This is a genomic window from Sphingobium sp. CFD-2 (assembly GCF_024611135.1).
In the GTDB taxonomy this organism is placed as follows: Bacteria; Pseudomonadota; Alphaproteobacteria; order Sphingomonadales; family Sphingomonadaceae; genus Sphingobium; species Sphingobium fuliginis.
This window is the reverse complement of record NZ_CP084405.1, coordinates 226,324-252,328: the sequence shown is the minus strand read 5'-3', so window position 1 is coordinate 252,328 and position 26,005 is coordinate 226,324. Positions and strand designations below refer to the sequence as shown.

General features: G+C 66.9%; 25 protein-coding genes. 6 read left to right on the top strand and 19 right to left on the bottom strand.

The window, feature by feature from the left end; genetic code table 11:
• The first annotated feature begins 170 nt into the window (after positions 1 to 170).
• From LDB29_RS01150 to ndk, 3 genes are all read left to right on the top strand, one after another.
• The gene (locus tag LDB29_RS01150; protein WP_025549698.1) at positions 171 to 1,616 is read left to right on the top strand and encodes a leucyl aminopeptidase; all 1,446 of its coding nucleotides are present in this window, start codon (positions 171 to 173) and stop codon (positions 1,614 to 1,616) included.
• Positions 1,617 to 1,767: 151 nt separating this feature from the next.
• A complete protein-coding gene (locus LDB29_RS01145) occupies positions 1,768 to 2,217 on the top strand; it encodes a DNA polymerase III subunit chi (protein ID WP_025549699.1) in 450 nt (149 codons plus the stop codon).
• Positions 2,218 to 2,310: 93 nt separating this feature from the next.
• Entirely contained in the window at positions 2,311 to 2,733 is a 423-nt protein-coding gene (ndk, locus tag LDB29_RS01140) for a nucleoside-diphosphate kinase (RefSeq protein ID WP_007684133.1), read from the top strand.
• A 370-nt stretch (positions 2,734 to 3,103) separates the two neighbouring features.
• Here the strand turns inward: ndk and LDB29_RS01135 are convergent, their stop codons facing one another.
• The 7 genes from LDB29_RS01135 to LDB29_RS01105 all read right to left on the bottom strand — a co-directional run bounded on the left by LDB29_RS01135 (position 3,104) and on the right by LDB29_RS01105 (position 8,652).
• On the bottom strand, positions 3,104 to 3,622 hold the full coding sequence (locus LDB29_RS01135) for a tetratricopeptide repeat protein (protein WP_044663058.1): 519 nt from the start codon (positions 3,620 to 3,622) through the stop codon (positions 3,104 to 3,106).
• A 77-nt stretch (positions 3,623 to 3,699) separates the two neighbouring features.
• Positions 3,700 to 4,875: an RsmB/NOP family class I SAM-dependent RNA methyltransferase gene (locus LDB29_RS01130; RefSeq protein WP_025549700.1), complete on the bottom strand. Its 1,176-nt coding sequence runs from the start codon at positions 4,873 to 4,875 to the stop codon at positions 3,700 to 3,702.
• Between the two features lie 46 nt (positions 4,876 to 4,921).
• Positions 4,922 to 6,379, bottom strand: a complete 1,458-nt coding sequence (guaB, locus tag LDB29_RS01125) for an IMP dehydrogenase (RefSeq protein WP_025549701.1) — start codon at positions 6,377 to 6,379, stop codon at positions 4,922 to 4,924.
• Positions 6,380 to 6,684: 305 nt separating this feature from the next.
• Positions 6,685 to 7,377 (bottom strand): aspartate/glutamate racemase family protein, encoded by a 693-nt coding sequence (locus LDB29_RS01120; protein ID WP_025549702.1) that lies wholly within the window; start codon positions 7,375 to 7,377, stop codon positions 6,685 to 6,687.
• A 59-nt stretch (positions 7,378 to 7,436) separates the two neighbouring features.
• Positions 7,437 to 8,246, bottom strand: coding sequence for an NAD(P)(+) transhydrogenase (Re/Si-specific) subunit beta (locus LDB29_RS01115; RefSeq protein WP_255309031.1), 810 nt, complete (start codon positions 8,244 to 8,246; stop codon positions 7,437 to 7,439).
• A complete protein-coding gene (locus LDB29_RS01110; protein WP_099186164.1) occupies positions 8,246 to 8,515 on the bottom strand; it encodes a proton-translocating transhydrogenase family protein in 270 nt (89 codons plus the stop codon). The genes LDB29_RS01115 and LDB29_RS01110 overlap by 1 nt, the downstream gene beginning before the upstream one ends.
• A 29-nt stretch (positions 8,516 to 8,544) precedes the next feature.
• Positions 8,545 to 8,652: an aa3-type cytochrome c oxidase subunit IV gene (locus LDB29_RS01105; protein ID WP_226869800.1), complete on the bottom strand. Its 108-nt coding sequence runs from the start codon at positions 8,650 to 8,652 to the stop codon at positions 8,545 to 8,547.
• 169 nt (positions 8,653 to 8,821) lie between these two features.
• On the opposite strand from LDB29_RS01105, the gene LDB29_RS01100 reads away from it, so the two are divergent.
• Complete coding sequence (locus LDB29_RS01100) at positions 8,822 to 10,267, top strand: sigma-54 dependent transcriptional regulator (RefSeq protein ID WP_044661720.1); 1,446 nt, start codon at positions 8,822 to 8,824, stop codon at positions 10,265 to 10,267.
• A 104-nt stretch (positions 10,268 to 10,371) separates the two neighbouring features.
• Positions 10,372 to 10,998 (top strand): hypothetical protein, encoded by a 627-nt coding sequence (locus LDB29_RS01095; protein WP_025549706.1) that lies wholly within the window; start codon positions 10,372 to 10,374, stop codon positions 10,996 to 10,998.
• 76 nt (positions 10,999 to 11,074) lie between these two features.
• Here LDB29_RS01095 and LDB29_RS01090 read toward each other — a convergent pair whose 3' ends face one another.
• The 9 genes from LDB29_RS01090 to LDB29_RS01050 all read right to left on the bottom strand — a co-directional run bounded on the left by LDB29_RS01090 (position 11,075) and on the right by LDB29_RS01050 (position 21,009).
• Positions 11,075 to 11,578, bottom strand: coding sequence for an asparaginase domain-containing protein (locus tag LDB29_RS01090; RefSeq protein ID WP_025549707.1), 504 nt, complete (start codon positions 11,576 to 11,578; stop codon positions 11,075 to 11,077).
• 70 nt (positions 11,579 to 11,648) lie between these two features.
• Positions 11,649 to 12,461, bottom strand: coding sequence for a pyrroline-5-carboxylate reductase (locus LDB29_RS01085; RefSeq protein ID WP_025549708.1), 813 nt, complete (start codon positions 12,459 to 12,461; stop codon positions 11,649 to 11,651).
• A gap of 11 nt (positions 12,462 to 12,472) precedes the next feature.
• Positions 12,473 to 12,979, bottom strand: a complete 507-nt coding sequence (locus LDB29_RS01080) for a YbjN domain-containing protein (protein WP_025549709.1) — start codon at positions 12,977 to 12,979, stop codon at positions 12,473 to 12,475.
• Between the two features lie 91 nt (positions 12,980 to 13,070).
• Positions 13,071 to 13,361 carry an accessory factor UbiK family protein gene (locus LDB29_RS01075; protein WP_007683948.1) on the bottom strand — a complete coding sequence of 97 codons (291 nt, stop codon included), beginning with the start codon at positions 13,359 to 13,361 and terminating at the stop codon, positions 13,071 to 13,073.
• A gap of 45 nt (positions 13,362 to 13,406) precedes the next feature.
• A complete protein-coding gene (locus LDB29_RS01070; RefSeq protein WP_025549710.1) occupies positions 13,407 to 13,955 on the bottom strand; it encodes a TspO/MBR family protein in 549 nt (182 codons plus the stop codon).
• 20 nt (positions 13,956 to 13,975) lie between these two features.
• Positions 13,976 to 17,080 carry an efflux RND transporter permease subunit gene (locus tag LDB29_RS01065; RefSeq protein ID WP_025549711.1) on the bottom strand — a complete coding sequence of 1,035 codons (3,105 nt, stop codon included), beginning with the start codon at positions 17,078 to 17,080 and terminating at the stop codon, positions 13,976 to 13,978.
• A gap of 12 nt (positions 17,081 to 17,092) precedes the next feature.
• A complete protein-coding gene (locus LDB29_RS01060; protein WP_025549712.1) occupies positions 17,093 to 18,151 on the bottom strand; it encodes an efflux RND transporter periplasmic adaptor subunit in 1,059 nt (352 codons plus the stop codon).
• An 87-nt stretch (positions 18,152 to 18,238) separates the two neighbouring features.
• Positions 18,239 to 18,976, bottom strand: coding sequence for a TlyA family RNA methyltransferase (locus LDB29_RS01055; protein WP_025549713.1), 738 nt, complete (start codon positions 18,974 to 18,976; stop codon positions 18,239 to 18,241).
• Positions 18,976 to 21,009, bottom strand: a complete 2,034-nt coding sequence (locus LDB29_RS01050; RefSeq protein WP_099186165.1) for a protein-disulfide reductase DsbD — start codon at positions 21,007 to 21,009, stop codon at positions 18,976 to 18,978. Before LDB29_RS01050 ends, LDB29_RS01055 begins: the two co-directional genes overlap by 1 nt.
• 79 nt (positions 21,010 to 21,088) lie before the next feature.
• On the opposite strand from LDB29_RS01050, the gene LDB29_RS01045 reads away from it, so the two are divergent.
• Positions 21,089 to 22,741, top strand: coding sequence for an alkaline phosphatase family protein (locus LDB29_RS01045; protein WP_025549714.1), 1,653 nt, complete (start codon positions 21,089 to 21,091; stop codon positions 22,739 to 22,741).
• A gap of 64 nt (positions 22,742 to 22,805) precedes the next feature.
• Here the strand turns inward: LDB29_RS01045 and epsC are convergent, their stop codons facing one another.
• From epsC to LDB29_RS01030, 3 genes are all read right to left on the bottom strand, one after another.
• On the bottom strand, positions 22,806 to 23,810 hold the full coding sequence (gene epsC, locus LDB29_RS01040; protein WP_025549715.1) for a serine O-acetyltransferase EpsC: 1,005 nt from the start codon (positions 23,808 to 23,810) through the stop codon (positions 22,806 to 22,808).
• 92 nt (positions 23,811 to 23,902) lie between these two features.
• Positions 23,903 to 25,222 carry an ATP-binding protein gene (locus LDB29_RS01035; protein ID WP_025549716.1) on the bottom strand — a complete coding sequence of 440 codons (1,320 nt, stop codon included), beginning with the start codon at positions 25,220 to 25,222 and terminating at the stop codon, positions 23,903 to 23,905.
• A complete protein-coding gene (locus tag LDB29_RS01030) occupies positions 25,219 to 25,929 on the bottom strand; it encodes a response regulator (protein WP_025549717.1) in 711 nt (236 codons plus the stop codon). Before LDB29_RS01030 ends, LDB29_RS01035 begins: the two co-directional genes overlap by 4 nt.
• Between the last annotated feature and the right edge of the window lie 76 nt (positions 25,930 to 26,005).

Below are 26,005 nucleotides of genomic sequence, written 5' to 3'. Positions count from 1 at the left end.
CCTCTTTGACGGGGCGCTTTGTTTCCCGCCTATCGCACTGCTTTGTCTGCGCTGCAATCGTCTCCGCCAAGAGTTTTGCGGGAAAATCAGTCGAACGGCTTTGCCAGACAGGGTAAGCCGCACTATCTGGCCATAGAGATACAAGCCTTGCAGGAAATAAAGGACCCTAGATGGAAATCGCGTTCAGCCCCGTCCGTCCCGAAGCCGATACGCTGGTCTTCGCCGTGCCGAAGGGCGGTTTCGACGCCTTGCCCCTGAGCGCCGCGCCCGTGCTGGCGGCGGGCGCCGCCGCGGCGCGCTTCACGGGCGAAGCGGGGTCGAGCTTCGAGAGCTTCGTGGAAGAGGGCGGCAGGGTGCTGCGCGTGGTGCTGGTCGGCACCGGCGCGGGCAGCGATGCGGATTATGAGCGCGCGGGCAGTGCGCTGACGGCGCGCCTGTCGACCAGCGGCGCGACCCATGCGGCGGTCGAATTCTTCGGCGGCGCGAGTGGGGACAAGGCGGCGGCGCTGGCCTTCGGCGCGTCGCTGCGCGGCTGGCGGATCGACACCTATCGCACGCGGCAGGCGGAAAAGGCCAAGCCGACGCTCAAGCAGATCACGCTGGTTTCGAGCGACGCCGGGGCGGCCTGGGAAAGCCGGTCGGCGGTCGCGGCGGGCGTGGCCTTCACCCGCGAGCTGGTGTCGGAACCGGCGAACATCCTCTACCCCGAAAGCTTCGTCGAGCGCTGCAAGCCTCTGGAGGAGCTGGGCGTCAAGATCACCGTGCTGGACAAGGCGGCGATGGCGGATCTGGGCATGGGCGCGCTGCTGGGCGTGGCGCAGGGTTCGGTGCGCGAGCCGCGCCTGCTGGCCATGGAATGGGACGGAACGGGTGGCGCGACCGAAAAGCCGCTGGTCTTCGTCGGCAAGGGCGTGACCTTCGACACGGGCGGCATTTCCTTGAAGCCCGGGCCGGGCATGGAAGACATGAAATGGGACATGGGCGGCGCGGGCGCTGTCGCGGGCGCTATCAAGGCGCTGGCCGGGCGCAAGGCGAAGGTGCGCGTCGTCGGCATTTGCGGGCTGGTCGAGAATATGCCGGACGGCAATGCGCAGCGGCCGGGCGACATCGTGACCTCCATGTCCGGGCAGACGATCGAGGTGCTGAACACCGATGCCGAAGGGCGTCTGGTGCTGTGCGACGTCATCACCTGGGCGCAGAAGACCTATGCGCCGGAGGTGATCATCGACCTTGCTACGCTGACCGGGGCGATGATCATCTCGCTCGGCAATGAATATGCGGGCATCTTCTCCAATGACGACGGGCTGGCCGACGATCTGATCGCGGCGGGCAAGGCGGCGGGCGACCAGTTGTGGCGCTTCCCGCTGGGCGACGCCTACAACAAGCTGATCGACAGCCCGATTGCCGACATGAAGAATATCGGGCCGCGCTATGGCGGGTCGATCACGGCGGCGCAGTTCATCAAGCGCTTCGTCGATGAGGGCGTGAAATGGGCGCATCTCGACATTGCGGGCATGGTCTGGGCCGACAAGCCCGGCGCGACATGGGACAAGGGCGCGACCGGCTATGGCGTGCGGCTGCTCGACCGCTATGTCGCGGACAAGTTCGAGAGCTGATCTTTCTTCCCGTTCGGTTTGATTTGGTCCGGACCGAGGGCAAGCATTGTCTGGCTAAAACCCCGCCCCGTTCGGGCTGAGCCTGTCGAAGCCGTTGGCCTCGCCGACCTTCGGTTCGACAAGCCCGGGGCGAACGGTTAGAGCGTGAAGAATGCAAGTCGATTTCTACCAGCTCAGCCGCGATCCGGTGGAACAGGTGCTGCCCGCCATAGCGGGCCGTATCCTGGGCATGGGCGAGCGGCTGCTGGTGGTGGCGCGCGAGCCTGAACGGCTGGAGCGAATCTCCGCCGGGCTGTGGGCGGGGCCGCCGGAAAGCTTCCTGGCGCATGGCCGGGCGGGCGAGGGCGGCGAATCGGTGCAGCCGGTGCTGCTGGCGCAGGATTGCCCAAGCGTCGATCTGACCGCCAATGGGGCACGGCATGTCGCATTGGCCGATGGCCTCTGGCGCGAAGAGGCGCTGGGTTTCGAGCGGGCCTTTTACTTCTTCGACGCGGAAACCGTCGAAGGCGCGCGGGCAAGCTGGCGCGATCTCGCCAAACGCGATGGCGTCACGCCACGATTCTGGCGGCAGGAAGGCCGCAAATGGGTGCAAGGTCCATAAGCATGGGCCAAAAATCAGCCCTCTTGCGATAGGCTGCGGCCCGGTCTAAAGGGCGCGCCAACTTATCCCAACAATTCGGAGCTTTTGAGCCTTATGGCCGTGACCCGCACCTTTTCGATCATCAAGCCCGACGCGACCCGTCGCAACCTGACGGGCGCCGTGACCAAGAAGCTGGAGGAAGCGGGCCTGCGCGTCGTCGCTTCCAAACGCATCCGCATGAGCCGCGAGCAGGCCGAGGGCTTCTACGCCGTGCACAAGGAACGCCCCTTCTTCGCCGATCTGGTCGCGTTCATGATCTCCGGCCCGGTGGTCGTGCAGGTCCTTGAAGGCGAGGACGCCGTGAAGCGCAACCGCGACATCATGGGCGCCACCAACCCCGCCAATGCCGATGAGGGCACCATCCGCAAGGAATATGCCGAATCGATCGAAGCCAATTCGGTCCATGGTTCCGACAGCGAGGAAAATGCCGCGATCGAGATCGCCTATTTCTTCAAGCCGGACGAAATCGTCGGCTGATCCGGCATAGTCGGATTGGAAACGGGCCGGGGGCGACAAGCCTGCCGGCCCTTTTCTTTTGGAATCTTGGGTGGGAACCGGATTTTAAGCCAGACCCCCTTCAAATGATCCAACCCGCCAAACCCGGAACCGGAATGACTTCACCCAGGATCACCCGTAACCCGATCGCCACAGGCCGACCAAAAAGCATCCTATTTTCGACCGAAACATGATTTCGGCCTGTCCTATTCCGCATCCACGGGCCTATCCCGCTTCCTTCCGTGAAACATCCGGTAAACCACACGCACCCGCCCACGCGCGCGTAGGCACGCGCGCGCATATGGTGTGAACTTCGGTGTAAAAGATTTGGGAGCAGTCCCGCGGAAACGGGTCAGGGCGTCTCGGTTTCCGCCGCCTTGGGCGCGGGCACCTTGTCCTTCGCGCTCAGCACCGTCGCGGGCGGCCCCTTCTCTATCGCCGCCGCCAGTTGTCCGACCGCCGCGCAGTTCACCTTGCACAGCCCCTGCGCCTGGGCGAGATTTTCCTTCGCCTTGGCAATGGCGCCCTTCTCGACCATCGCCTCGCCCTGACCGACCAGGGCCGCGACGTCATTGGGCTCCAGCAACAGCGCCTCGCGATACAGCCGGATCGCCTTGCCCTGCAATCCCTGGGCCCGCGCGACTTCGGCCAGCTCGATATAGGCCATGCGGTTGCGGGGATCGACCGCCAGCGCGCTCTCCAGCGCATCGGTGGCGCCCTGATAATTGCCCGCCTTGCGCGCTGCTTCGCCCGCCTTCTGCCACTCGATGGACAGCGGCGAAATCTGCGAATCCGGGCGCTGCGTCAGCCCGACGCTGGAAACGGTGGTCAACAGGACGGCCAGGGCGATCGAAGCGGGGGTAAAACGCATGCACAACTCCAGCCATGTTTCAGGCGCTGATTCCGTCCAAGTCTCGCGATTTTGCGGGCGCTTGTCCATCGACTCTTTCACGCCGTCCGTCGCAGCCGCGCGAAATAGAAACCGTCCGTCCCGTCATGCGCCGGCGTCAGCAGCAGCCCGTCGCCATGGGCACGGCCCGTCGGCACATCGACCGGTTCGGCCATCCATCCCTCATGCCGTGCCAGAAATGCCCGCACCTGATCCCGCCCCTCCCGGTCCGTCAGCGCGCAGGTAGCATAGACCAGCAGGCCGCCCGGCGCCAGCAAAGGCGCGGCGAAATCCAGGATTCGCGCCTGCTCCGCCACCAACCGGTCGAGCCGCGCGGGGGTCAGCCGCCAGCGCGCCTCCGGATTGCGGCGCCAGGTGCCGGTGCCCGAACAGGGCGCGTCGACCAGCACCACATCGGCGCGGCCATGCAGGCTTTGCAGCGCGCCCGCCTCATGCCCCTGATCCAGCAGCAGCGTCTCGATGAAGGTCGCCCCGGCCCGCTCCGCCCGCGGGTCGAGCCGCGACAGCCGCGACCGGATGGTGTCGGCGGCGATCAGCGTGCCCTTGCCCGCCATGGCGCTCGCCAGCGCCAGCGTCTTGCCCCCCGCCCCGGCGCAGAGATCGATCACGGTCATGCCCGGCTGCGCCCCGCAGGCGGCGGAGATCCATTGGCTGCCGGCATCCTGCACCTCGACCTGCCCCCATTTCCAGGGATCGCTCTGCTCGACCGGCGCGCCTTCGGGCAGGCGCAAGGCCTCGGGCAGGCCGGACAGACGCACCGCATCGGGATAGAAGGACGCCACCCTGTCCGGGTCGGCCTTCAGCCGGTTGATGCGCAGGTCGACCGGCGCCCGGCCCAACAGGGCCTCGCGCTCCACGGGCGCGGCCAGCAGAGGGTCGATCCAGCCGGGCACGACGCCTGCCGCCGTTCCCGCCTCGTCCGCGGAAATCGGCGCCGGCCCATGGGCCGATCCATTGAACAGTTCCGCCAGTTCCGGCCGCTCGCGGGCCAGCCCCACCATCGCGGCGCGCCCGCTTTCGGGCCGCTCGGCCGCGCGGCGCACGGCGTCATAGACATGATCGCGCACCGCCCGCCGGTCCCGCGATCCGGCATAGCGCCGATCCTTGAAATAGCGGGCAATCAGCGTATCCGCCGCCGGCCCGCCGTCACGCGCCGACGATATGATGGCGTCGAGCAACTCAATCGCGGCCTGGACGCGTGCGGACGGGGTCATGCGCTACTCCCCCATCACGGGAAAGGAAGAGAATGGAAAAAGGGCCTTACCGCGTCGGATAATTGGGTGCTTCCCGCGTGATCGTCACGTCGTGGACATGGCTTTCCGACAGGCCGGCATTGGTGATCTGGACGAAGCGCGCCCGTTCCTGAAGGTCCTTGATCGTGGCGCTGCCGGTATAGCCCATGGCCGCCTTCACGCCACCGACAAGCTGGTGGATGACGTCCTTCGCCGGCCCCTTGAACGGCACCTGGCCTTCGATCCCCTCGGGCACCAGCTTCATCTGGTCCTTGATGTCCGCCTGGAAATAGCGGTCGGCGGAACCCCGCGCCATGGCGCCGACGCTGCCCATGCCGCGATAGCTCTTATAGGCGCGGCCCTGATAGAGGAAGGTCTCGCCCGGAGCTTCCGTCGTACCGGCGAGCAGGGAGCCCACCATGACGCAGCCCGCGCCCGCCGCCAGCGCCTTCGCCACGTCGCCGGAGGTGCGCAGGCCGCCATCCGCGATCACCGGCACGCCCTGCTTCGCGGCTTCCTCGGCCGAATCCATGACGGCGGTCAGCTGCGGCACGCCCACGCCCGCGACGACGCGGGTGGTGCAGATGGAACCCGGCCCGATCCCGACCTTCACGCAGTCCGCGCCCGCGCCGATCAGCGCCTTGGTCGCTTCGGCGGTGGCGACATTGCCGGCGACCACCTGGACATGGTTGGACAGCTTCTTCACCGCCTCGACCGCGACGGCGACCTGGCGGCTGTGGCCATGGGCCGTGTCGATGACGATCAGGTCGCATTCCGCGTCGATCAGCGCCTTGCTGCGTTCCAGCCCCTTGTCGCCGACGGTCGACGCCGCCGCCACGCGCAGGCGGCCCGAAGCGTCCTTGGTCGCCTGCGGATAGGTGACGGCCTTTTCGATGTCCTTGACGGTGATCAGGCCGACGCAATGATAATTGTCGTCCACCACCAGCAGCTTTTCGATGCGGCGCTGATGCAGCAGGCGCATCGCTTCGTCCTGGCCCACCCCGGTCTTCACCGTGGCCAGATTGTCGCGGGTCATGAGTTCGCTGACCGGCTGGGCGGGGTTCTCCGCAAAGCGCACGTCGCGATTGGTGAGGATGCCGACCAGCTTGCCCGACGCCTCGACCACCGGAATGCCGCTGATCTTGTGGCGGGTCATCAGCATCTGCGCATCGGCCAGCGTCGCATTGGGCGTGATGGTGATCGGATTGACCACCATGCCGCTTTCGAAGCGCTTGACCGCGCGTACCGCGTCGGCCTGTTCCTCGACCGACAGGTTGCGGTGCAACACGCCAAGGCCGCCCAGCTGGGCCATGACGATCGCCATGTCCGCCTCCGTCACCGTGTCCATGGCGGAGGAAAGGATCGGGATGTTGAGCTTGATTGCGCGGGTCACATGGGTGCTGGTGTCCGCCTGGCTGGGCAGCACATCGGATTCGGCGGGCTGCAAAAGCACGTCGTCAAAGGTGAGGCCAAGGCGGATGTCCATGTGAAGCCACTTTCTGCTGCGCGTTTCATGCGGGGGCCTGGCATGATCGCTGGGGGATTCGTGGCGGCCCATGTAACCATTAACCGGCAAAACAGCCAGACCCCCGAAAGCATTTTATTGCGGAGGCGAGAAAATCCCTGCGCGGCGCGCAACGGGGTTGAAGGTGAAGGTTCGAGAGAAGCAGGCGATTCCCGTCGCTGCCCCGGATTGGCGGGCGTCCGGCGTCTCGACGCCGGCGCGTTTCGCTCCCTCGTCCGCTGCGCGGAGGGAGGATTGGGGTCTGGCCCGCTAAAGGTCCAGAAGCTTCAATCCCCCAGGATCACGTCCACGCCCGCACGTGCATGGATGCTGGTGCCGTCATAGATCGGCAGGACGTTCGCCTTCACATCGACGATCATCTCCAATTCGGTGCACGCAAGGATCGCCGCCTGCACATTCTCCTTGGCGATGTCGGTGAGTTCGGACTTCATATAGCGTTCCGACTCGCGGCTGACCTTGCCGATGGTCAGTTCGTCATAGACGATCCGGTCGATCCGCTCGGCCAGTTCCATGTCCGGGGGCAGCAGCGATATGCCGTGCGCCACCAGCCGCTGGCGATAGAATTTCTCCGTCATCACATTGCGGGTGCCGATCAGCGCGGCCTTTTCGATGCCGTCGGCCTGCATCTTGCGCCCTACGGCTTCGGCGATGTTGACGATCGGAATGTCGACGCCCGCCTGCACATCGTCATAGACGCGGTGCATGGAATTGGCGCAGATCAGCAAGGCCGCCGCCCCGCCCTGCTCCAGCCGCCTGGCGGACGCGGTCAGCACATCGGCCGCATGGGCCCATTCCTCTTCGGTGATGGAACGGCCTATGTCCGCGAAATCGAGGCTTTCGATCAGCAGCGGAGCGCTATGCTGGCCGCCCCGGGCGCGATACACCGCCTGGTTGATGATCTGATAATAGCGCGCCGTCGACGTCCAGCTGAGACCGCCTATCAGGCCGAGCTTCTTCATGAATCCGCTTATCCCCATGCGCCGACAAAGCCGGACAGGCTTGTCCCTCGCCCAAATCGTTAGGGACGGCGTCCCGCATCGGCAAGCCCCTTCCTGCCCGCACCGCCGCAAAGGCGCGCGCCGAACAGGCTGCCCGCCGCGCCCGCCAGCCCTCCCGCGACGGCCATCGGCATATTTTCCATCAGGAAAGCGGACGCCGCCAGCGACCAGCCGGCAAAGCCGCCCACCAGCGCCAGCGCAGGTCCGGTTCCCCACGACAAGGCCCATTTCACAACCGTCCAGCCCGCAAGCCATGCGGCTCCGACGCAGGCAAGAAGCCTGCCCAGGTCCGGAGTCGCGATGAAGACCGCGACCAGTCCGCCGGTCGCCGGCAGCATGGCAGCCGCCGCAAGCGGATGCCACCGCCTCGCCGCCCCGCGCCACAGGACCGCCGCCGCCCCCGCGCAGGCCATGGCCCCGCAGGCGACGGCGGCGCCGGTCGCAGCGGCGCCCTCGATGCGCAGCCGGTCCGTCGCATCGTCCAGCAGGCCGAAGGCATGCGGATCGCGCAAGGCCGCTCCGCCGATGAAGACGGCCGCCAGACCGGCCTGTCCGATGAGACCGCACATCAGCGATGGAAGCGCGGATCGCGGCATGCCGCGCCCCAATGCCAGCCCGATCGCGCTTCCGGCGATCAGCGCCGCGCAGATTTGCGGCAGGGCCATGACATCATGGCTGTAGAGGGTCACGGCGCCCGCAACCATCATCGCGGCGCCCGCCAGATGCGCGCCCCGCCGCAACCCGCCGCCAAGCGGGGCCAGCAGAGCCGCCGCGAACAATAAGGCGGCCAGCGACCAGCCGGCGAGGATCGTCGCGTTCACGCCTTCCATCATGGCCGCGGCGGCATGCCGATCCGCCGCGCCGCCACCAAACCGCCGCAAAACCCGGCGCTGCCCGCCACTATCGCCAGCAGGCCCAATGTCCGGGCGATACTGCTGCCCGCCTCCGCCGCCACGATCAGCGCGCCGACCAGAATGGCGGATGACAGCATCTGAAGAACGGAAACGAGCGCCCAGCCCTCGTCCGGCCGCGCCCGCCATGCAACGAGCGCCCCGACGATGCAGGCCGTCAAAAAGCAGGGGAGAAGGAACGGCGTCATCTGCTCCCCCTTCAGCGATCAAGCCTGGCTCAGCTGGCGATCAGCAGCACGACCAGAGCGGCGACGACGGCGCTGGCGATGGTTCCCCATTTGATGAGGGCCACGAACCCTTCATAGGTCTGGGTTGCGCTGTTCATATTCCCGTCCGAAGCCATGCACTGTCCCTTTCTGTCCGTTTCGCGCCATCCTCTTATCGCCAAGCCCTCTCCCCCTCAAGCCGTCAGCGGACAAGAAAATTTTTCCGGTTAAGCCGGTCTTTACCCCTCTTCCCTACCTTCGGCACCAGTTCGCTTATGAGGGGTAAGGATGGCGCGCGACGGCGTTCCGATGCTGATGTTGATCGACGACGAGCCGGCGCAGCGCAGGCTGGTGTCGGCTCTCGCCGCCCGTGCGGGATGGCGCACCATCTTCGCCAATGACGGCGACACCGCGATTGCGATGCTGGGCACGCAGGACGGCATGCGGCTCGACGCCGTGCTGCTCGACCAGTGGAGCCCGAGCTATGAGCCGACCGGCCTGATCCGCGAACTGCGTGCCCGCCGGCCGGCCCTGCCCATATTGATCCTCACCGCGCATAACAATGTCGCCGTCGCGGTGGAGGCGATGCGGGCCGGCGCCACCGACTATCTCGCCAAGCCGATCGCGCCTGAGCGGCTGCTCGCCGCGCTCAACGCCACGCTGAACGGCGAACATGGCAAGGGCGAGTTGCGCCCGCTGACCGAAAAGATCCCTGCCGCCCTGTCCTTCGAGGATGTGGTCGGCGCCGCGCCGCAGTTCCGCGCCGCGCTCGCCATCGCGGCCAAGGCGGCCCGCGCCCGCGTCCCCGTGCTGATCGAGGGCGAAAGCGGCGTCGGCAAGGATGTGATCGCCCGCGCGATCCACGCCGCTTCCCCCCGCCACAAGCAGGCGATGATCACCGTCAATTGCGGCGCGATCCCGGCCAATCTGGTGGAATCCGACCTGTTCGGCCATGAACGCGGCGCCTTCACCGGCGCCTTCGACCGGCAGGTCGGCAAATTCGTCGCCGCCGACATGGGCACGATCTTCCTCGACGAAGTGAGCGAAATGCCGCTGGACGCGCAGGTGAAGCTGCTGCGCGTGCTTCAGGACGGCGAAGTCCAGCCCATAGGCGCGCGCCGCCCGATCCATGTCGATGTCCGCGTCATCGCCGCCACCAACAAGCGGCTGCATGACGAAATCGAGGCGGGGCGCTTCCGCGAAGACCTATATTACCGCCTCAACGTCGTGCAGCTCACCATTCCGCCGCTGCGCGAACGTCTGGGCGATGTGCCGGCGCTGTGCCGCCATCTGCTCGCCCGCATCGCGACCCAGCCGGGATTGCGCGGCCTTGGCCTTACCGACGACGCGCTGGCGCTGCTGATGCAGCATGACTGGCCGGGCAATGTGCGTCAGCTTCAGAACGCCCTGTTCCGCGCCGCGGTGCTGTGCGAGGGCGATGCTCTTACGCCCCAGGATTTTCCACAGATCGCCGCCCATATTCGCGGGCGCGGTCATGGCGAGTCCCGTGGCCGGCTTCATGCCGTGCCGCAGCCGCATCGGGAGGCCGCCGGCATCACCCTGTTCGAAGGCGACGGCCATGTCCGCCAACTGGCGGAGATCGAAGCGGACGTCATCCGCCTGGCCATCGGCCATTATCGCGGGCGCATGACCGAAGTGGCCCGGCGGCTGGGCATCGGCCGCTCGACCCTCTACCGCAAGCTCGCCGAACTGGGCATCGACAGCGCTGCCTGATCGGACCGGCTGACGGGGGCGGACGCCCCGCACTGCCGTCGTCCCATCGCGCCACACGCGGTTGCGGCGTTGAAATGTCGCGGCGGCTATGCTTTGGGGGAGCGATGAAAAGCGCCATCCTCGCCGCCGCCATGCCCCTCCTCCTGCTGGTCGCCTGCGGCCGCGCGGAACCGGTGGAGGACCTCCCAAGCCAGGACGAACTCGCCGCCGCCGCCAATGCCGCCGCGGCCAGGGCGATGGCCGAAGCAAAGGCCGACACGCCCGCATCCCGCAACTATGTCAATGTCGAGCGCGGCTTTTCCATCACCTTCCCCGAAGGCTGGCAGAAGGACGCGGCCTCCAGCAATGCGGACGGCGTGGTCTATCAGGACCCCGGCGCGGGCGCGGACGTCCGCATCTTCTGGCAGAAGAAGGAGGGCGACCAGACGCTGCAACAGATCGTCGAGACGGTGAGCGAAGGCTCCGAAGGGGTGAGCGGCGACTATATCGGCGATAACGAATATCGCGGCACCGCCAATGACGGCGAGGGCAACAATGTCGCGCTGCGGCTGATGAAACAGCCGGACGGCTCCATCGTAACGGCCAGCTTCGTCTATCCTGAAATGCTGAGCGAGCAATATCAGGCGATGGCGGAAAAGACGCTCGACAGCCTCCGCATCTTCGCGCCCAAGGCGCAGACGCCGGAGGGCGGCGCGGTTCCCGTGGCGGCGGAGAATGCCGGCACGCGCTGAAGCGGCCGGTCATGAAGGGATCATGGGCGAGAGGGGAAACGTCCTCTGATCGACCAGGAACACCCCCAGCGCAAACTCACTCGCCAATCGGGACGAAGGCGCCCTTTTCCCGATCCTTCACCACCCTGTCGGCCCGGAAGACCGACCCGCTCATCGTGATGTAAACGCCCGGCGCGGCAAGCTGCACCGTCGCAAAGGCCATGCCGAGGTTGAAGCTGGCGTCGCTTTCCCCGAAACGTGCCGGTGCGAGCGCGCCCACCAGCACGACCGTCTTGCCGGCGATGGCGGAAAGCAGCTTCGCCGTCTCCGTCATCGTGTCGGTGCCGTGGGTGATGACGATATGGCTTTCAGACGCGGCGGCCACACGGTCGCGGATCAGGGCGCGGTCGGCATCGTCCAGTTCCAGGCTGTCCTTGCGCACCACTTCCTCGATGCGGAAGGGCCGCTTGACGCGGGCGATGTCCAGCAGCTTCGCCACCACCGTTTCGCCCACCTGATAGTCCGACAGCGCATCGAAATAGATCTTGTCGATCGTCCCCCCGGTGGTGAGGACAAGGATGGACGTTTCGGGGGACAGCATCGCAGGACTCCAAGGGAGGGAAATGTCGTTTCTCTAAGGGATTTGCAGGAAGAGGTGAACCGCCCCGGCCCTATTCGCCCCGGGCCATCGCCTCGCCCCGGTCGCGCGCGGCGACCAGCGTATCGGTGAGCAGCTTCAGCAACCGGTCGTCGGCATCGAGCACGTTCAGACCCTGCCGGGTCATGCCGCCGGGGCTGGCCACGCGATCCGCCAGCACGGCCGGGCTTTCGCTCGCCATGGCAGCCATGCTGGCAGAGCCGCGCACGGTGGCGAGCGCCATGCGCCCGGCCTGCTCGGCGGAGAGGCCGATCGCCTCGCCCGCCCGCGCAAGGGCATCGACGAAGCGGAACAGAAAGGCGGGTCCGCAGCCGGACAGCGCGGTGACTTCGTTGAACTGGCCTTCATCCGCAATCCATTCGGCAAGGCCTAGCGGGGCGATGAACGCATCCACCGCCTTGCGCGACGCCGCCGGGAATGCGGCATCCGCATGGAGCGCGGTGACACCCTCCCCTATGCCCACCGGCAGGTTGGGCATGGCGCGGACGATTTCCGCCGCCGCGGGGAAAGCGGCGCGCAGATCCGCCAGCCGCGTTCCCGCAAGGATCGAAACGATCCGCATATCGGCGCTGCAAAGCGGCGCAAGCTGGCCCGCGACATCGCCAAGCTGATAGGGCTTCATGCCCAGCAGGATGGTGGTGCCGGCGGGCAGGGAGGCGGGATAGTCGGTGACGACCCTCACCCCTTCCGCCACCGCCTTGCCGCTGGGACGCAACACGACCACCCGCGCCGGATCGAGGCCGCAGGCGAGCCAGCGCCGCAGCATCTGCCCCGCCATATTGCCGCAGCCGACAAGGAAAAGATGGTCGGGCCAGATGTCGGTCATGGGAAAGGGTCTCAGGCTTCGCCGCGCGTTTCGATGAGGCTGGCGGAAATCGCCTCCGTCGGGGTCTTGCCGCCCCAGAGGACGAACTGGAACACCGGATAGAAGCGCTCGCATTCGTCTATGGCGGTTTCCACCAATATCTGCGCCTGGTCGAGCGTCAGCGTGCCGCCCGCCCCCAGCAGCGCGCCGTGGCGGAACAGCACGATGCCGCTGGAAGACCAGAGTTCGAAATGGCCGAGCCAAAGCTGTTCGTTGATCAGGCCCAGCGTTTCGTAGATGGCGCTGCGCTTGTCCTCATTCACCCTGATGTCGGGCAGGGCGAGCATCTGCAGCACCTGGTCCTCGTCGCGCCAGATGCCGCGCAGCTCATATTGCGCCCAGGACCCCTGGGTGCTGGCGACGATCTCATCCTCACCGACCTGATCGTAGCTCCAGCCATGCGCCTCGAAATAGGCGGCCAGCATGTCGATCGGCGCGGCCTCCTGACCGCCATTTTCATATTCGTCGCTGTCCATCATCTGCGCGCCTTAAAGCATTTTTTGCGCCGGTGGAAACCGGGGCGGCATGGAAAATGCGTGGACAACTCCGCTTCCGCCGGAAATCAGCCGGTTATTCACCGTCCCTGGGCTTGGCCCGGACCGTCTGCTTGACCGGTTCGGACGCCTTGCCCTCCAGCGCGTCGAGCCGGGCCTTCAGCAATTCCACCTCCTCCCGGGCGGCGGCGGCCAACGCCTTGACCGCGTCGAATTCGTCGCGGCTGACGAAATCCATGCCGCCGATCCACTGCTTGGCTTTTTCGCGGGCATTGGTCTCGAATTCCCGGCTCATGCCCGCGACGGTTCCGGCCGCGCCGTTCACCAGCTTGGCAAGGTCGTCGAAAAAGCGGTTTTCGCTCTGCATGATGCTTATCCTTCCGTGCGGCGCCGCGATGGGCGGCGCCAAAAATCATATCTGAGTCTGGAGCGCGGGTTTGCCAAGGCTTTCCGCGTCCGGATTGAGGCGGCCGATCTCATAGTTGAGGTAGGAGGCGAAGGCCAGCCAGCACAGATAGGGCAGCAGCAGCAGGCCCGCGACGCGGCGGACGCGCCAGAACAGCGCGGTCGTGACGGCGACGAGCAGGAACAGCAGGACGATCAGCAGCAGCGCCTGGTCCACCAGATGCGCGCGGAAGAAAAGCGGGGACCAGAGGAGGTTGAGGCCCAGTTGCACGATGAAGGCCGCAATCGCGATGCCCCGCCCTCGTGCGCCCCGCGCGTGCAGGACGATGGCGAACGCGAGCGCCATCAATATGTAGAGCACGGTCCAGGCAAGGCCGAAGACCCAGCCGGGCGGGATCAGCTCCGGCTTGGCGAGGGCGGCGAACCAGCGATTGCCATAGCCACTATTGGCGAGCTTGCCCGAAAGAAAGCCAAGGAAAACAATCGCAGGCACAGTAACCAGCGCCCAGCGCGCATAGGCAAGACGTAATTGACCCGGAGACGCAATCTCGTTCATCGGCAACGAAGCTCCACCTTTTATTCGGCGGCTTCCGGCGAATCCTTCAAGGCCGAGTCAAGCCGCCGACTGACGGTTTGCGGTGAAACGGTTCGTCCTGCAACCCGCGAATAGAGGATCGGGATCAGGAACAGCGTGATCAGCGTCGCCAGGCTGACGCCCGAAACCACCACCACGCCGATGGAATGGCGCGCCGCCGCGCCCGCGCCGCCGCGAATGACCAGCGGCATTGCGCCGATGACCGTCGCGATGGAGGTCATCAGGATCGGGCGCAGGCGCCGGGCGGCGGCCTGACGGATGGCCGCGCCGATCTCCAGCCCCTCGTCGCGCAGCTGGTTGGCGAATTCGACGATCAATATGCCGTTCTTCGCCGCCAGCCCCACCAGCATGACGATGCCGATCTGGCTGTAGAGATTGACCGATCCGCCCGTCAGCGCCAGCCCCAGCACGCCGCCCGCCACCGCCAGCGGCACGGTGGCGATGATGACGCCGGGATGGACGAAGCTTTCGAACTGCGCGGCTAGCAGCAGATAGACGATCAATATGGTGAGCCCGAAGACGAGCCAGATCGACCCGCCGGTCTCGCGCAGCGACTGGCTCTCGCCCCGATAGCCGAGCGCCAGCACCTCAGGCGACTGGCGCGCCTGTTCCTCCAGGAAACCCAGCGCCTCGCCCAGCGAATAGCCCGGCGCGAGCGCGGCCGTCAGCGTGATGGCACGCAGCTTGTTGTAGCGGTTGAGCTGGCGCGGACCGGCGACCTCGCGGACGGTGACTACGGCGGACAGCGGCACGAGGACGCCGGTGCGGCTGCGCACATTGATGCGTTCGAGGTCCGCCTGGGTCTGCCGCCCCTCCCGCTCTGCCTGCACCAGCACGCGATATTCCTCGCCCCGGTCGACATAGGTGGTGACGCGGCGGGAACCGAGCAGCGTCTGCAAGGCCTGGCTGATGTCGTTGGCAGACACGCCCAGGTCGCCCGCCCGCTGCTGATCCACCTCGATCCGCATCTGCGGCTTGGTCTCCTTATAGTCGGAATCGAGGTTGATGAGGCCCGGATTGGTCGCGGCGGCGGCCATGATGCGGTCGCGCGCGGCCACCAGCCCCTCATAGGTCGCACCGGCCAGCACCAGATTGACCGGCAGGCCACGGCCACGGCCAAGCCCGGAACGCGGCGCGACATTGCCGCGCACCCCCGGCTGGTTGGCGATCACCTTGTTGATGGTGTCGGCCACCTGCGCCGTGGTGATCGTGCGGTCCTCCCAGGGCCGCAGGAAGGCGATGATGTTGCCGCCGTTGAAATCGTCGCTGGTGCCGAAGCCGGCGGGTGCACGGATGTTCAGCACCTGCAGCGTGCCTTCATCGCGCAACGGCTGAAGATCGGTCTCGATCCTCTGCATATAGGCGTTCATGCGGTCGAACCCGGTGCCTTCGGGCGCAGTCACCTGCCCATCGACGACGCCGGTATCCTCCGCCGGGGCCAGTTCGGTCGGCAGCGTGGTGAACAGCACGCCCGTCCCCGCCAGGAACAGCAGCACGGGCACGAGAGCGAGGACGGGCCGTTTCAGCACACGGTCCAGCAGCCGCGCATAGCCCGCCTCCAGCCGCTGGAACCGGTCGTCGACCCAGCGCGACAGGCGTGACCGTTCGGAATGGCGCAACAGCTTCGAACAGAGCATCGGCGCGAGGCTCAGGGAAATGAAGCCCGAAAAGGCGATGGCGGCGATCATCGCGATGGCGAGTTCGCGGAAGAGCAGGCCCGTCTGCCCGGCGAGGAACATCACCGGCACGAACACCGCGCAGACCACCAGCGTGGTCGAAATGATGGCGAAGCCCACCTGCCGCGTGCCGAGATAGGAGGCGACCAGCGGGTCCTCCCCCTGTTCGATGCGGTGATAGACATTCTCCAGCACGACGATGGCGTCGTCCACCACCAGGCCGATGGCCAGCACGAAGGCGAGCAAGGTCAGCAGATTGATCGACAGCCCCAGCAGCCACATGACCGCGCAGGTCGCCAGCAGGCAGATCGGCACTGTGACCGACGGAATGATCGTCGCGCGCAGGGAGCCGAGGAAGAGGAAGATGACCAGCACGACCAGCAGCGCCGCTTCGGCCAGCGTGTCGTAGACATTGTCGATGGCGCGGCTGATGAACAGCGATTCGTCCGATCCGATGGTGACTTTCATGCCCGCGGGAAGCGTGGGCCGCAGTTCAGCGATCAGCGCCTTCGCCTTTTCCGCGACCTCCAGCGTGTTCGCGCCCGACTGGCGGATGATGCCCACGCCGACGCCTGTCGCGGCGTTGGAGCGGAAGGAGGTATAGGGGTTTTCCGCGCCCTGCTCGATCCGCGCGACATCGCCCAGCTTCACCTGATAACCGTCCGCACCGCGCCCGACGACAAGCTGGGCGAATTGTTCGGGCGTGGAAAAGGCGCGCTCGACGCGCAGCGTCTGGTTCTGGTCCTTCGATTCGAAGCGCCCGGCGGGCAGTTCGACATTCTGCGCGCGCAGGGCGGCCTCTATGTCGCCCGGCGTGATGCCGAAGGCGGTCAGCTTCTCCGCATTCAGCCAGATGCGGGTGGAGGGCCGTTCGTCGCCGCCGCCGGTGACGCGGGCGACGCCGTCAATGGCCGAGAAACGGTCCAGCACATTGCGGTCGAGATAGTCGGCAATCTGCGTCGGGGTCCAGCCGTCCCTGGTGAACACGATGAACAATATCGACCGAGCATCCGCATCGACCTTGCGGATTTCGGGCGCGAGCGCATCCTCCGGCAAATCCTCCACCACGCCGCCCACGCGGTCGCGCACGTCGTTCGCGGCGGAATCGATGTCGCGCGACGGATCGAATTCGATGCTGATCGAGGAGACGCCGTCGCGCGAGGTCGAGGTGATGTTCTGTATGCCCTGTACGCCCGCGACGCCATCCTCGATGATCTGGGTGATGCGGGTTTCCACCACCGACGCCGCCGCACCGGTATAGGTCGTCTCCACCGACACGATGGGCGGATCGGTATCGGGATATTCGCGAATGGAAAGGCTGAGATAGCCGACCATCCCGACGATGCAAAGCAGCACCGCGACGACCGCCGCGAAGACCGGGCGACGGACGGACAGGTCCGAAAGCTGCATGGCCGCGCCTCCCTAACCGGCCGCCCGGCCGGCGCTGGCGCTTTTCGCTTCCGGCTTGTCGCCGGGCAGGCGGACGGGCACGCCGTCGGTCAGCTTGACGACGCCGTCGGTGACGACCGTCTGGCCCGGCTTCACCCCGCCCAATATCTCGACCAGCCCGTTCTGGCGGATGCCGGTATCGACCCTGGTCCGCCTGGCCTTGCCATCCTCCACCAGGAAGACGAAGCGATCCTCACCATCGCCCACGACCGCCAGCTCGGGCACGGCCAGCGACTGGCGCTGCTTCGCAAGCACATTCACCGTCAGCAGCATGCCGGGCTTCAGCGCGCGGTCGGGATTGGGCAGGATGGCGCGTATCCGGACGGCGCGGGTGGCGGGGTCGATCACCGGATCGATGGTGGCGATGGTGCCGGTGAAGGGCCGGTCGGGCCAGGCGGCGGAGACCGCCCTGATCGGCTGCCCCTCCCGCACCAGCGCCAGGCGGGTTTCGGGGATGGTGAAGTCCAGCTTGATCCGCGAAATGTCGCTGACCGTGGCGATCGGCGTGCCGGCGGTGACGATGGCGCCGGGCGACACCATGCGCAGGCTGACCCAGCCGGAGAAGGGTGCGCGCACCACGCGGTCCCCGATGGAGGCGCGGGCCTGCTGCGCGCTGGCGCGGGCGGCATTGGCCAGCGCGACCTGGCTGTCGAGGCTGGCGGCGGTTGCGAAGCCCCGCTCCTTCAACGCCTTGATGCGCTCCAGTTGCTGCTGCGCCTGAAGCGCCTGCGCCTGGGCGGCGGCGAGTTCCGCCTTCTCCTGACCCACGGCCAGGGACGCGATCACCTGCCCCTTGCCGACATAGCCGCCGTCGCTGAAATTGAGAGAGATGATCCGCTCCGTCACCGGGGCAGACAACACCACCTGCTCATTGGCGAAGGCGGTGCCGACCGCGTCCAGATTGTCGGTGAAGGTTTCGCGCAATATGGGCGCGGCTTCGACCAGTGCGGAAGGACGCGGCTTCTTTTCCTTTTGACCGCCACAGGCGGAAAGGGTCAGCGCGATCAGGAAGACAGGCAGGATGGTGCGCATGGGATCGGGCTAATCGGCCTTTGCAAGCGACTCAAATGGGCATTTGTCGCAGATGATGACTATAGCGGCGAAACGAACAGGATGGGATTATCCGCCAAATATTGCGAAGAGGAGAAATTCGACATTGCCCTGTGGGCCGGTAATCGGGCTGGCGGTTATGCCTTCGACCTGCCACCCGCGTGACAACACCCATTCCCGGACGTCGTTGCACACCCGTTCATGGATCGCGGGATCGCGCACGACACCGCCCTTGCCGACTTCCTCCCGCCCCGCCTCGAACTGCGGCTTGATGAGGGCGACCAGGCGCGCGCCGGGACGGGCGAAGCTCAAGGGCCGGTCCAACACCTTGGCGAGCGCTATGAAGCTGGCGTCGCAGACGATGATGTCCACCGGCTCCGGGATGTGATCGGCGGTCAGGATGCGGGCGCTGGTCTGTTCATGGACGATGACGCGGGGGTCGGAACGCAGCTTCCAGGCAAGCTGGTTGGTGCCGCTGTCCACCGCATAGACCCGCGCCGCGCCATGGGTCAGCAGGACGTCGGTGAAGCCTCCGGTCGAACTGCCGACGTCGATGGCGACGGCGCCGGTCACGTCGATATGGAAATGCTCCAGCGCATGGGCCAGCTTGATGCCGCCCCGCGACACCCAGGGATGGTCGCGGCCCTTCACCTCCAGCCCGGCGTCGGCGGCGACCTGCTGCCCGGCCTTGTCGATCTTCCGGTCGCCCAGGAAGACGAGGCCGGCCAGGATCAGCGCCTGCGCGCGCGCCCGGCTTTCGGCAAGGCCGCTGTCGACGAGCAGCTGATCGGCGCGGACCTTGGCCATCAGGGCACCAGCGCCGTCAGCGTGGCGGGCGTCAGAAGCTGCGGCAATGTCTGCGCCTCCCGGCCAGGCGCATACCAGAGGTAGAGCGGGACGCCGGAACGCCCCTGCCCTTCCAGGAAGCGGGTGATGGCGGGGTCGGCATTGGTCCAGTCGCCCACCATCACCGTGACGCCCGCCCTTTTGAAGGCCGCGCGGGTCTCTTCGCGATCGATGGCGGCGGCTTCATTGGCCTTGCAGGTCAGGCACCAGTCGGCGGTAAAATAAAGGAAAACCGGCTTTTTCGCGGCGCGAAGGCTGGCGAGGCGGGCTTCGTCGAAGGGGACGCCATGGGCCGATGCTGCGGCGGCCGGCGCATGCGCCGGCAACAAAATGGCGGCTCCTGCGAAGAGGATGAGCGCAGCGCAGATCATGGCAAGCCCGCCGCGCCGGCCGTGACGCTGCCTGCGCCCAAGCCACCACAGGCCGGCGCCGAGGATCAGCGCCGCGCCAACGCCCAGCACGATGGCCGTAACGCCGCGCTGCTGGCCGAGCAGCCACAGCAGGCCCAGCGCGGTCAACGCCATCGGGATGGCGAGGATCTTCTGAAGCCGCCCCATCCACGCGCCTGGCCTGGGCAAACGCGTGCGGAGCGGCGGGATATAGGCCAGCGCCAGAAAGGGCAGCGCCAGGCCAAGGCCAAGCCCCGCGAAGATCGCCAGCGCCGCGCCGAGCGGCAGGACCAGCGCCGCGCCCATGGCGGCGCCCATGAACGGCCCGGTGCAGGGCGTGGCGACGAAGGCGACCAGCGCGCCGGTCCAGAAGGCGCCGGATGCGCCCCCCTTGTCCGCCAGCCTGTCGCCGCCGCCGAAGGCGCTGAGTTCGAACAGCCCGGCGAGGTTGAGCGTGATCGCCGTCACCAGCAGCAACAGCAGCAGGATGATGCGCGGGTCCTGCAACTGGAACGCCCAGCCCACGGCCGCGCCCGCCGCGCGCAGGCCCAGCAGCACGCCGCCCAGCGCGAGGCAGGTGAGGATGATGCCAAGGCTGTAGGCCAGCGCCTCCCGCCGGACGACATGCTCATCGCCCCCCGCGCGGGCGAGCTTCATCGCCTTCAGCCCCAGGATCGGAAAGACGCAGGGCATGATGTTGAGCAGCAGGCCGCCGACCAGCGCGCCGCCCAGCGCGAGGAGGACCGTCTGGAAGGTGGCGGGCCGCGCGGCGGCAACCGCGCCGGGCCGGGCCGTCAGCAGGAAACCGACATGGTCGCCGGTGCGCAGGACGGCCTGGACCGGCCCGGATCTCATGCCTTGTCCGGCTTCGGTTTCGATCAGCAGCCGATCGCCCTGCCGCATGACGCTTTGCGGGGCGGCATAGCGGATGAGGCCGTCGGCCAGCGCGAAAAGATGGACGTCGCGGACGCTCGCCGCCGCGGGGAAAGGAATGGACAGGCGCAGGCGACCGTCAGCCATGGCATAGGCCGCCTCGCTGCCCAGCGGACGCGGGAGGTGGCTGCGCCAGCCGTCGAACTGCGCCCTGCTGCCCGGCAGGATGGAGCCGTCACCCGCCATCAGGTCCAGCGCCAGTTCCGCCCCCTCGGGCACGCAGACCTTGTCTGTGCAGGCCAGCCAGTCGGCGCGGACGCGGATCGGCAGCTTCGTGCCCTTGGGCACGTCCGGCGCGACGGTCAGCTTCGCCAGCACGCCATAGGGGCCCTCATAGACATGGTTCATGAGGCCGGAGATCAACAATGTCTCCGGCACCGGATAGCGCAGCGGGCCGATGGCGACCCCCTTGGGCAGCGTCCATTTGACGGTCATGCCCAGCCCCGCATCGCCCGGATTTTCCCAATAGCCGTGCCAGCCCGGCTCCGGCGTCATGGAAAAGGCGATCGTCGTGCCCGACGCCTGCCCCTCGCCCGGCCTCGGCACGGCGCTTTCGGCGGCCAGTTCCGCCGCGATATGCGGCGCGCCCCCGCCGAACGCGCCCTGCGCCCGCGCCATGGCTGGCGCGAACAGCAAAAGCACTGTCATCAGAAGGACATGAAAAATCCGCATCGGGCCTCTGTTCCGGTGGACGCAAGGGGGCTAGGTCCGCTTGCATGCGCCGTCAAGGCATCAGAAGGTCTCCTCCCCCATGTTCAAAAAAGTCGCCGCCGCCCTGCTCATCGCCAGTTCGCTGCCCGCGCTGGCCCAACCAGCGGCCACCCCCACGCCTTCCGCCCCGCCCAGGCTGATCGTCGCCATCGCCATCGACCAGTTTTCCGCCGATCTGTTCAGCGAATATCGCCAATATTATAGCGGCGGCCTCAAGCGGCTGACGGAACAGGGCATCGTCTTCCCGCGCGGTTATCAAAGCCATGCCGCGACCGAAACCTGCCCCGGCCACAGCACCATCCTGACCGGCAGCCGCCCGTCGCGCACCGGCATCATCGCCAATAGCTGGTTCGACCTGCGCACCGCCCGCGCCGACAAGCTGGTCTATTGCGCGGAGGATGAGACGCAGCCGGGCACCGACAGCGAAAATTACCAGGCTTCGCCCACGCATCTCAGGGTGCCGACGCTGGGCGGGCGGATGAAGGCGGCCAATCCGGCGACGCGCGTCGTATCGGTCGCGGGCAAGGACCGCGCGGCGATCATGATGGGCGGACCGACGGCCGATCAGGTCTGGTGGCTGGGCGGGCCGAAGGGCTATGTCAGCTACAAGGGCGTGGCGACGCCGCCGCTGGTCGCCAGGGTCAATGAGGTGATGGCCCAGCGTCTGGCAGAGGGCAATCCCGGCTTCGAACTGCCGCCGCAATGCGCGGCCAAGGATTTTCCGGTGAAGGCGGGCGACCGGATCGTCGGCACCGGCCGTTTCGCGCGGGAGGCGGGCGATTACAAGGCCTTCCGCATCTCGCCGGAGCAGGATGCAATGACCCTCGCCTTCGCCGCCGCCGCCATCGAGAACATGGCCCTGGGCCGGCAGGCGCAGACCGACATCATCTCCATCGGCCTGTCCGCGACGGACTATATCGGCCACACCTACGGCACGGAGGGTACGGAAAGCTGCATCCAGGTCGACCGGCTGGACCGCGAACTGGGCGCCTTCTTCGACCGGCTGGACAAGGATGGCATCGACTATGCCGTGGTGCTGACCGCCGACCATGGCGGCCATGACCTGCCCGAGCGGCACCGGATGAACGCCATGCCGATGGAGCAGCGCGTAGACAGGGCGCTCACGCCCAAGGCATTGTCGGCGGCGGTCGCGGAAAGGACCGGCATCATGGGCAAGACGCTGATCTGGGGCGATGGCCCAGCGGGCGACCTCTATTTCGACCGCAGCCTGACCGCCGCCCAGCGCGACAGGGTGGAAGCGGCCGCCCTGGCCCTTCTCCGCGCTCACCCCCAGGTGCAGACCGTCTTCACCAGGGCGGAAATCGCCGCCACCCCCTCCCCCTCCGGGCCCCCGGAAAGCTGGTCGCTGATCCAGGAAGCCCGCGCCAGCTTCGACCCGCAGCGTTCGGGCGACCTGCTGCTGCTGCTGAAACCGCGCGTCATGTCGATCCCCGAAGCGGCGGTGATGGGATCGGTCGCGACCCATGGCTCACCCTGGGATACCGACCGCCGCGTGCCGATCCTGTTCTGGCGCAAGGGGCTGGCCCATTTCGAACAGCCGCTCGGCGTGGAAACGGTGGACATCATGCCGACGCTGGCCGCGCTGATCGAATTGCCGGTGCCGAAGGACCAGATCGACGGACGCTGCCTCGACCTGATCGCCGGGGACGGGGATAGCTGCGCGGCGGAGTAAATGAATAAACCTGTCATTCCCGCGAAGGCAGGAATGACGAAGTTTTTGAAGGCTCGCTGCCGCCTCAGATATTCTCCGCTATCCCGTCGCGCCCTTCCTCCAGCAGCGCGTGGACGCGATGGGGCGCGGACACTTCCACGCGGCTGGTGACTTCATAATGCGCCTTGGCCTGGCGGACGTTGCTGTCCGCGGGCACGCTGTCGGTCAGCCAGACATTGCCGCCGATCACCGACCGGCTGCCGATGATGATGCGCCCCAATATCGTCGCGCCGGCATAGATCACCACATCGTCCTCGATGATCGGATGGCGCGGCAGGGCCTTTTCCAGTGCGCCCTTCTCATCGGCCGGAAAGCTGCGCGCGCCCAGCGTCACGCCCTGATAGACGCGCACCCGGTCCCCGACGATCGCCGTTTCCCCGATGACCACGCCGGTGCCATGATCGATGAAGAAGCTGTGCCCGATCCTCGCACCTGGATGAATGTCTATCCCGGTGCTGCCATGCGCGATTTCGGAGATGATCCGCGCCACCAGCGGCGCGCCCAGCTGATAAAGCCGGTGCGCCAGACGATGGTGCGTGATCGCCATCATCGAGGGATAGCAGATCAGCACCTCATCCACGCTGCGCGCGGCGGGATCGCCCAGAAAGGCCGCCTCCACATCGCTGTCGAGCAGTTCGCGCAGGGCCGGCAGGCTTTCCGCGAAAGCGCCGATGATGCGCGACGCTTCCCGGTCCACATGCGCGATCGGCTCGTCCTTCATCGCATAGATCAGTTCCAGCCTGATCTGTCCGTAAAGCCGGCTGAGCACCGTCTGCAGCGTCTGGGCGACATAGGCGTCCTCATTATGCAGGCGCACGAAGCTGGGGCCAAGGCGCAGCGGAAACAGCGCACCGCACAGCGCCTCCATGATCTTGGTCAGCGTGGCGCGCGACGGAAATCCCTCCGCGCCATATTCGGCGTGGTGGTCCTGCCCCTGCCGCCAGCGCCGCCGCACCGCGCCCAGCTCGGTCGCCAGCCTGTCTATATCCCAATAACCCTGGGCGATTTCCTTTTCGCCTTCTGCCGTCATAAGCGCCTCTTTTCATACAGACGCCCGGCATAGCGCGGCATCCCGCCCGCCAGTAAATGAGTTTTGCTTGAGGGCAGGCAGATTCTCTTTTGTCAGCGCTTCTGGGCATCGGCCGGAAGATGCAGGCAGATTTCCGCCCGCAATCCCCCTTCGGGCCGGTTGGCGAGGGTCAGTTCGCCCCCCTCCAGTTCCACGGCCCGCGCGACGATGGCCAGACCCAGGCCAAGCCCGCGCGTGTTGCGCTGCCGCGCCTCGTCCAGACGCGCAAAGGGCTTCAACACCTCGTCCAGCTTGTCGCGCGGGATGCCGGGTCCGTCATCGTCGACCCGGATCAGCACTTCCCGGTCCCGGCGCTCCAGCGTGACGCGGGCGCGGCTGCCATAGTGCAGCGCATTTTCGATCAGGTTGACGATCGCCCGGCGCAGGGTGAGCGACCGCACGGCCATTTCCAGATGGTCGGGCCCCGCATAATCGACCTGCCTGCCCTGATCCTGGAAGGCGTCGACCACCGTCGCCACCAGCACGGCCAGGTCGGTGCGCACCGGCGGTTCGCCATTCTTCTCGCCGCCCAGGAAGGCAAGCAGCGAATCGATCATCTCGCCCATTTCCGCGAGGTCGCCCTCGATCGCCTCCCGCGCTTCGTTGTCGGGCAGGTTCTCCAGCCGCAGCCGCAACCGGGCGAGCGGGGTCCGCATGTCGTGGCCGACCGCCGCCAAAGTCTCCGTCCGTTCGGTGATCAGGCGATGGATGCGCTTCTGCATGGCGTTGAAGGCGCGGATGAGGTTGCGGACGTCATTGGACCCGCCCTCCTCCACGATCACTTCGTCGCTCAGGCCAATGCGCTCGGTCGCGCGGGTCAGGTCGCGCAGCGGCGCCAGCGTCCGCCGGATCATGATGCCGCCGACGATCAGCAGCGCCAGCACCGGGATCAGCGCCAGCCCCATGCGGCCGATGGCGAAGGTCCATTTGCCGCCGCTATGGCGCATGCCGAAATAAAGCCAGCTTCCGTCTGCCAGGCGCAGGCCGCCATTGATCTCCGAAACCCGGCCGGGCGAGGCGAGGCGCAGCCACAGGCCCGACTGTTCCAGCGTCGGTTCCCAGTTTACGATCTGCCGGCGCATCCGCTCCAGCCCCGGCGCCAGGGCCGGCGGCGGCGGCGAGGACGGGGTCCAGTGCACGTCGTAGCGATCGGTGGTGAGTTGCAGCGACAGCGCATGCCGCTCGTCCGGCGGATGTTCGGTCAGCAGCTTGCGCGCGATGACCAGATGTTCGGCCAGGCGCCGGGCCTCGTCATCCTGTAGCGAGAGGTGGTTGGACCGTTCGTTCAGGAAGATGCCGACGGCGAATTCCAGCGTCAGGGTCAGCAGCAGGATCGCGAAAATCTGGCCGACCAGGCTGACATGCCGTCTCAAGCGCGGCTGACCTCCGCGTTGAACATATAGCCGACGCCGCGAACGGTGGTGATCGGCGCCGTGCGATCCTGCGTCGACAGCTTGCGGCGCAGGCGGCTGACCAGCACGTCGATGCTGCGGTCGCTGCTGTCGCCCATGCGGGTGCGCGAAAGCTCGATCAGCCGCTCACGGGCGATGACGCGCTGCGGATGGCTGAGGAAGCTGCCCAGCAGGTCGAACTCCGCGCCGGTCAGGTCGACGATGGCGCCGGTCGGCGAACGCAGTTCCCGCCGGGGGAAGTTGACGATCCAGCCGTCGAAGCGCGCCTCATTCTCGCGATGCTCGTCCGGCCCGCGCTCCACGCCGACGCGGCGCAATATGGCGCGGATGCGGGCGATCAGCTCGCGCGTGCCGAAGGGCTTGGGCAGATAGTCGTCCGCGCCCAGCTCCAGCCCGACGATGCGGTCGGTCTCGCTGCCCTTGGCGCTGATGAAGATGATGGGTACGTCGCTCTTGCGGCGGATCTGGCGGCAGAGATCGATGCCGTTGGTGCCCGGCAGCATGACGTCCAGCACGACAAGGTCGACCGGCCCGGCGTCGAACGCCACCCACATCTCCGGCCCGGAGGACGCCGGGCGGACCTGATAGCCATGCTCCTGCAACGCCCGCGCCGTCAGGGTGCGCAGCGGCGGGTCGTCTTCGACAAGGATGATGGTCGGCGCGGTCATGAAAATGTCGGCACGGCTATGGGCATGACAGCGGGATAAGGACGGCCGGACCCCGGGTCAACCGCAGGGCCGGCGG

What these genes read in the sequence shown, in the direction of transcription:
- LDB29_RS01080 (WP_025549709.1), bottom strand. Translation starts at nt 12,979, where the DNA reads ATGATGGACAGCGACGAATATGAAAATGGCGGTCAGGAGGCCGCGCCG.
- LDB29_RS01045 (WP_025549714.1), top strand. Translation starts at nt 21,089, where the DNA reads ATGTTCAAAAAAGTCGCCGCCGCCCTGCTCATCGCCAGTTCGCTGCCC.
- LDB29_RS01105 (WP_226869800.1), bottom strand. Translation starts at nt 8,652, where the DNA reads ATGAACAGCGCAACCCAGACCTATGAAGGGTTCGTGGCCCTCATCAAA.
- LDB29_RS01135 (WP_044663058.1), bottom strand. Translation starts at nt 3,622, where the DNA reads ATGCGTTTTACCCCCGCTTCGATCGCCCTGGCCGTCCTGTTGACCACC.
- LDB29_RS01060 (WP_025549712.1), bottom strand. Translation starts at nt 18,151, where the DNA reads ATGCGCACCATCCTGCCTGTCTTCCTGATCGCGCTGACCCTTTCCGCC.
- LDB29_RS01070 (WP_025549710.1), bottom strand. Translation starts at nt 13,955, where the DNA reads ATGAACGAGATTGCGTCTCCGGGTCAATTACGTCTTGCCTATGCGCGC.
- LDB29_RS01145 (WP_025549699.1), top strand. Translation starts at nt 1,768, where the DNA reads ATGCAAGTCGATTTCTACCAGCTCAGCCGCGATCCGGTGGAACAGGTG.
- LDB29_RS01150 (WP_025549698.1), top strand. Translation starts at nt 171, where the DNA reads ATGGAAATCGCGTTCAGCCCCGTCCGTCCCGAAGCCGATACGCTGGTC.
- LDB29_RS01115 (WP_255309031.1), bottom strand. Translation starts at nt 8,246, where the DNA reads ATGGAAGGCGTGAACGCGACGATCCTCGCCGGCTGGTCGCTGGCCGCC.
- guaB (WP_025549701.1), bottom strand. Translation starts at nt 6,379, where the DNA reads ATGGACATCCGCCTTGGCCTCACCTTTGACGACGTGCTTTTGCAGCCC.
- LDB29_RS01050 (WP_099186165.1), bottom strand. Translation starts at nt 21,009, where the DNA reads ATGCGGATTTTTCATGTCCTTCTGATGACAGTGCTTTTGCTGTTCGCG.
- LDB29_RS01075 (WP_007683948.1), bottom strand. Translation starts at nt 13,361, where the DNA reads ATGCAGAGCGAAAACCGCTTTTTCGACGACCTTGCCAAGCTGGTGAAC.
- ndk (WP_007684133.1), top strand. Translation starts at nt 2,311, where the DNA reads ATGGCCGTGACCCGCACCTTTTCGATCATCAAGCCCGACGCGACCCGT.
- LDB29_RS01100 (WP_044661720.1), top strand. Translation starts at nt 8,822, where the DNA reads ATGGCGCGCGACGGCGTTCCGATGCTGATGTTGATCGACGACGAGCCG.
- LDB29_RS01090 (WP_025549707.1), bottom strand. Translation starts at nt 11,578, where the DNA reads ATGCTGTCCCCCGAAACGTCCATCCTTGTCCTCACCACCGGGGGGACG.
- LDB29_RS01110 (WP_099186164.1), bottom strand. Translation starts at nt 8,515, where the DNA reads ATGACGCCGTTCCTTCTCCCCTGCTTTTTGACGGCCTGCATCGTCGGG.
- LDB29_RS01055 (WP_025549713.1), bottom strand. Translation starts at nt 18,976, where the DNA reads ATGGCCAAGGTCCGCGCCGATCAGCTGCTCGTCGACAGCGGCCTTGCC.
- LDB29_RS01130 (WP_025549700.1), bottom strand. Translation starts at nt 4,875, where the DNA reads ATGACCCCGTCCGCACGCGTCCAGGCCGCGATTGAGTTGCTCGACGCC.
- LDB29_RS01085 (WP_025549708.1), bottom strand. Translation starts at nt 12,461, where the DNA reads ATGACCGACATCTGGCCCGACCATCTTTTCCTTGTCGGCTGCGGCAAT.
- LDB29_RS01065 (WP_025549711.1), bottom strand. Translation starts at nt 17,080, where the DNA reads ATGCAGCTTTCGGACCTGTCCGTCCGTCGCCCGGTCTTCGCGGCGGTC.
- LDB29_RS01095 (WP_025549706.1), top strand. Translation starts at nt 10,372, where the DNA reads ATGAAAAGCGCCATCCTCGCCGCCGCCATGCCCCTCCTCCTGCTGGTC.
- LDB29_RS01030 (WP_025549717.1), bottom strand. Translation starts at nt 25,929, where the DNA reads ATGACCGCGCCGACCATCATCCTTGTCGAAGACGACCCGCCGCTGCGC.
- epsC (WP_025549715.1), bottom strand. Translation starts at nt 23,810, where the DNA reads ATGACGGCAGAAGGCGAAAAGGAAATCGCCCAGGGTTATTGGGATATA.
- LDB29_RS01120 (WP_025549702.1), bottom strand. Translation starts at nt 7,377, where the DNA reads ATGAAGAAGCTCGGCCTGATAGGCGGTCTCAGCTGGACGTCGACGGCG.